The organism is Sutterella seckii, assembly GCF_009183815.1.
GTDB classification, from domain to species: domain Bacteria; phylum Pseudomonadota; class Gammaproteobacteria; order Burkholderiales; family Burkholderiaceae_F; genus Sutterella; species Sutterella seckii.
Window position 1 is genome coordinate 1 of sequence record NZ_WEHX01000126.1, and the last position, 5,160, is coordinate 5,160.

Genomic DNA, 5,160 nt, shown 5'->3' on the forward strand with positions numbered 1-5,160 from the left:
CTTCTGATAGGCGCGCTGCGTGGGTCGCGCCGACAGGTCGCGCCCGCCCTTGAAGGGCACGCCCGTACGGTCGGAAGCGCCTTCCGGGCGCCGCTTCCTCGGGGCTTCCTCGGCTTCGCGCTCCTCCCTTTCCATGCGTTCGCGCCAGCGGATGCGCGCGGCGGCCTTCTCCGCCTTCACCTGCGCGGCCTTCTCGGCCTGGGCTTCCGGGGTCGACTGCTTGTCGAGGCGATCAAGCTCTGCAATCCAGCGCTTCACGTCCGCGGGCTCGAGCTCCTTCATCTTTCCGCGCAGGAGCCCGGAGGGGAGCTCCACGGCGCCGTAGCGCACGCGGATCAGGCGCGAGACCGTGAGATTCACCGCTTCAAAGAGACGGCGCACCTCGCGGTTTCTGCCTTCGCGAATCGTGACGGTGTACCAGTGGTTGAGGCCCTTGCCGCCCTCGTCGTTGAGCGTCAGGAACTTCGCCGGACCGTCCTCGAGCTCGATGCCGGTAAGAAGCTTCTGCTCGTCCTCGACGGGAAGCTCGCCCACCGTGCGCACGGCGTACTCGCGCTCCATTTCGTAGCGCGGATGCATGAGGCGGTTGGCGAGCGCTCCGGACGTCGTGAAGATGAGAAGCCCCTCGGTATTGAAGTCCAGGCGCCCCACTGCAATCCAGCGTCCGCCAGGAACGCGCGGGAGGTGATCGAAGACGCTCGGACGACCTTCCGGGTCGTCGCGGGACACGATTTCGCCGGCGGGCTTATGGTAGAGAAGCACGCGCGGCGCTTCGCCCGGCTCCTGAGCCGGACGGCGCACGAGGCGGCCTTCCACGCGGATGACGTCAAGCGCCCCCACGCGGTCGCCGAGCTTCGCGGGCGATCCGTTCACGGTAACGACGCCCGATTCAATCAGGCGCTCCATCTCGCGGCGCGACCCCCAGCCCGCATCGGCGAGCGCCTTCTGAAGCTTTTCGGTGAGGACATTCCCCTCAAACCCCGCTTCCGCCGGCATTTCCTCGGCCGCCGCTTCCGGACGCGGACGCATCGGACGGGGCTTCTTCATGGGCGCGCGGAAGGGCGTGCGCTTCTTCATCTGCGGGCCCTGCGGGCGATTCCCGCGACCCTTCGTTTCGTTCCTGGTCAAAATTAAGTTCCTCCTGCAGCTGCATCGAGCCGATACCGGGCGATTCCTGCGCCTCCGGGTTTTCGTCGCCGAGCTCAAATTCCTCGGACGGCGCTTCCTTCAGATTGGGCAGCTCTGCCAGGCTTTTGAGACCCAGATCATTCAAAAATTTCTTCGTTGTTCCAAGGAGCGCCGGTCGTCCCGGCGTCTCCCGCCAGCCCACGGTTTCGATCCATCCGCGGTCCTCAAACTGCTTGAGAAGCTGCGCGGTGAGCGTGACGCCGCGGATTTCCTCGATGTCGCCTCTCGTCACCGGCTGCCGGTAGGCAATGATGGCAAGCGTTTCCATCGCGGCGCGGGAGTAGCGGGCCGGGCGCTCCTCCTCGAGACGCGCGAGCCAGGTCATGGCTCCGGGCGCCGTGCGGAAGCGCCAGCCGCCGTCAGCGAGCTCCTCGAGCCTCATGCCGCGGTCTTCCCAGAAGCGCTGGAGCGCCTCGAGCTCCTGACGGATCGTCTTCGCGGACGGCCCGTCATTGAAAAGACGCCTCATCTCCCGGATGGTCAGGGGCTTTCTGGACGTGAGAAGCGCCGCCTCGAGAATGGTTTGAGAGGTGAAGTCGGCCATATGACCCGATGAGGAGCCTGTAATCGGCTCACTCCCCGAAAACGAAGAACAAATTCGATTCTAGATCGAAAAAGCAAAAAAAATCCCGGACTTTTGTTTGTCCAGGATATCGGTCATCTGTCTTGTGGCGGAAGGGGTGGGATTCGAACCCACGATACGGTATAACCGTATACCGGATTTCGAGTCCGGCGCATTCGACCTCTCTGCCACCCTTCCGCGTCAAGAGAGAGGATGCATATTACAGAGCTTTTCGGAAAAAAGCAAATTTCCATAAAGAAAATCCCGCCGCTCGCGAAGAGTTGGCGGGATTTTCTTCAGATTGAAGCGAACTTCAGGGGATTACTTCGCAGCCGGAACGATCTTTTCCTTGCCGTTCATGTAGGGGCGAAGCACCGTCGGGATCGTGACGGAGCCGTCGGCGTTCTGATAGTTTTCGAGCACGGCAACGAGGGTGCGGCCGACCGCAAGGCCCGAGCCGTTCAGGGTATGAACGTAGCGCGTGCGGCCGTTTTCATCCTTGAAGCGGGCGCCCATGCGGCGGGCCTGGAAGTCCTCGCAGTTGCTGCAGGAGCTGATTTCGCGGTAGGTGTTCTGCGCGGGGATCCAGACCTCAAGGTCGTAGGTCTTGCAGGAACCGAAGCCGATGTCGCCCGTCGAGAGCGCCATCACGCGGTACGGGAGCTCGAGCTTCTGCAGAATGGCTTCAGCGTCGTTCGTGAGCTTCTCGAGTTCGTCGTAGGAGCCTTCCGGACGGACGATCTTCACCATTTCGACCTTGTCGAACTGGTGCTGGCGGATCATGCCGCGGGTGTCGCGGCCGTAGGCGCCGGCTTCGGAACGGAAGCAGGGCGTATGCGCCGTGAGGTAGATGGGGAGATCCTTAGCCTTGAGAATCTGGCCCGCAACCGAATTGGTGAGGGTCACTTCCGCAGTCGGAACGAGGTACATCTGTTCCATGTCGGAGTAGGCGCCGCCCTTCTTCGCAGCGAAGAGGTCCTCTTCGAACTTCGGCAGCTGGCCCGTGCCCGTCATCGTGGTCGCCGTGACGATGTAGGGGGTGTAGCACTCGGTATAGCCCTGTTCGCGCGTATGAACGTCGAGCATGAACTGAGCGAGCGCGCGGTGCAGATGCGCCACTTCGCCCTTCATGAAGCAGAAGCGGGCGCCGGAGAGCTTCGCAGCGGTGTCGAAGTCAAGACCGAGGGGAGCGCCCACATCGACGTGATCCTTGATCTCGAAGTCGAACTGGCGCGGCGTGCCCCAGCGGCGGACTTCGACGTTTTCCGTCTCGTCCTTTCCGATCGGCGTCGTGGGCGAGGGGAGGTTCGGAACACGAAGCATCAGGTCATGGAGCTTCGTGCGCGTTTCCTCGAGTTCGTCCTCGAGCTCGGCGAGCTGAGCGGGGATTTCAGCGGCGCGGGCGAGAAGCTCGGTAGCGTCCTCGCCTGCCTTCTTCTTCATGCCGATGTCCTTCGAGAGGGCATTGCGCGCAGCCTGAAGCTCTTCGGTCTTCTGCTGCACGTTCTTGCGGCGGTCTTCGAGCTCAGTGAAGGCCTCCACGGGAAAATCGAAATTGCGCGTCTTCAGGCGAGCCACCACTTCCGGAAGGTTCTTCCTGAGCATCGTCACATCGAGCATGTTTATTTGTCCTTGGATATTGACATGAATGACGCAGAGTCCCGTTTCCTTCGTCTGATCCGAAGAAACAGAACCTGCATCCATAAAAAATCGGTCCGCCCTCTTCCGGGCATGCGGGCGTTCGGCATGCCGAATGCGCGAGCCGGGGATTCTGAGGGAAGAAACTATTATTTTCGCGGTTTCCGGCGCCCTATGCAAATGAACTAGCCTTGTCCGCGCTTTCTGCCGCGTCCTTCAGCGCGCGCTTTTTCATTGAGCGCCTGAAGGCCTTTAAGCTTTTCAGCAATTCTTGCTTCGGTTCCCCGGTCCGTCGGCACGTACCAGCGCTTCCCCTCAAGCCCCTCGGGCAGATAAATTTCTCCTGCCGCAAAGGCCCCGGGCTCATCGTGCGCGTAGCGGTAGCCTTCCTTGTAGCCCAGGTCCTTCATGAGCTTTGTGGGCGCATTCCGCAGGTGCATGGGAACCGGACGGGTGCCGTCCTTTCTGATGAAGTCTCTGAGCTCATTCATTGCCGTATAGACGGCGTTGCTCTTCGGAGCGCAGGCGAGATAGACCGCCGCCTGCGCGAGCGCAAGCTCGCCCTCGGGGCTTCCCAGACGCTCGAAGATTTCCGCCGCCTCAAGCGCGACGGTCGCCGCCCGCGGATCTGCGAGTCCGATATCCTCCACGGCCATCCGCATCAGACGTCTTGCAATGTAGCGGGGGTCGCACCCGCCGTCGATCATGCGCATCATCCAGTAGAGCGCGGCATCCGGGTCGGAGCCGCGCACGGATTTATGCATGGCGCTGATCTGGTCGTAGAAGTTGTCTCCGCCCTTATCGAAGCGCCTTAAGGTCGCGGGCGTCGTTTTTCTGAGAAACGAAGCATCGATCTGCGCGATTTTTCGCTCGCGCGCCATGGTGCAGGAGACGTCGAGCGCATTGAGGCAGCGCCTCGCATCGCCGTCGGCAAGCGTGATGAGAATCTCCCGGGCTTCAGGCGTGAGCTCGAGCTCCGCAAACTCGCGCTTCATGGCGCGGTCAATGAGTTCGCCGGTTTCCTGAGGCGTCAGGCTTTCGAGCTGATAGACGGTCGAGCGCGACAAAAGCGCGCTCACCACTTCAAAGGACGGATTCTCGGTCGTTGCGCCTACAAAGATGAAGAGCCCGGACTCCACGTGCGGGAGGAACGCATCCTGCTGACTCTTGCTGAATCGGTGCACTTCGTCGACGAAGACCACCGTCGGCTTTCCGGTTGCCGACATGGTGCGCTTCGCCTCATCGACCGCATCGCGAATGTCCTTGACGCCCCCGAGTACGGCGGAAATGGCAATGAAGGGCAGATCAAAGGCATCCGCCATCAGCCGCGCAATCGTGGTTTTGCCGACGCCGGGCGGCCCCCAGAGAATCATGGAGTGAGGACGGCGGTTTTCAAAAGCCACGCGCAGAGGCGCTCCAGGCCCGAGGAGCTTCTTTTGTCCAATCACCTCATCGAGCGTATGCGGACGAAGCCGCTCCGCAAGAGGCTGCAGCATGGGCTTCACCGGCTGGCCCGGAATTCGTGCTGAGCGGCGGGGCTCATTAACTGCATCACTGCCGAAAAGCGTGTCCTCAGGCATAGCGTCAGGAAACCTCTGGATGAAGAAAAGTAGAAAAAGGATTGTACCGAGCGAACAGACAGCACAGACGACGAAAAGCCCCTGCTGACATCAAATCAACAGGGGCTTCGTTTGTAGGGAGCCTGGCGATGACCTACTTTCACTGGAAATACAACCAACTATCATCGGCGCGGAGACGTTTCACTGTCCTGT

4 protein-coding genes and 1 tRNA gene are annotated in these 5,160 nt (G+C 61.4%); all 5 read right to left on the bottom strand.

The genetic code is table 11. The annotated features are described in order from the left end of the window. Nucleotides 1-1,077, bottom strand: a 1,077-nt coding sequence (rluB, locus tag GBM95_RS10955; RefSeq protein WP_152159130.1) for a 23S rRNA pseudouridine(2605) synthase RluB, incomplete at its 3' end; no start/stop codon positions are given. Then, the gene (gene scpB / locus GBM95_RS10960) at nt 974-1,732 is read right to left on the bottom strand and encodes an SMC-Scp complex subunit ScpB (RefSeq protein WP_152159131.1); all 759 of its coding nucleotides are present in this window, start codon (nt 1,730-1,732) and stop codon (nt 974-976) included. The genes scpB and rluB, both read right to left, overlap by 104 nt. Nucleotides 1,733-1,857: 125 nt before the next feature. Next, a tRNA-Ser gene (locus tag GBM95_RS10965) sits at nt 1,858-1,948 on the bottom strand. A 123-nt stretch (nt 1,949-2,071) separates the two neighbouring features. After that, complete coding sequence (gene serS, locus GBM95_RS10970; protein WP_152159133.1) at nt 2,072-3,370, bottom strand: serine--tRNA ligase; 1,299 nt, start codon at nt 3,368-3,370, stop codon at nt 2,072-2,074. Nucleotides 3,371-3,573: 203 nt separating this feature from the next. Beyond that, a complete protein-coding gene (locus GBM95_RS10975) occupies nt 3,574-4,884 on the bottom strand; it encodes a replication-associated recombination protein A (protein ID WP_193222678.1) in 1,311 nt (436 codons plus the stop codon). Nucleotides 4,885-5,160: the final 276 nt, after the last annotated feature.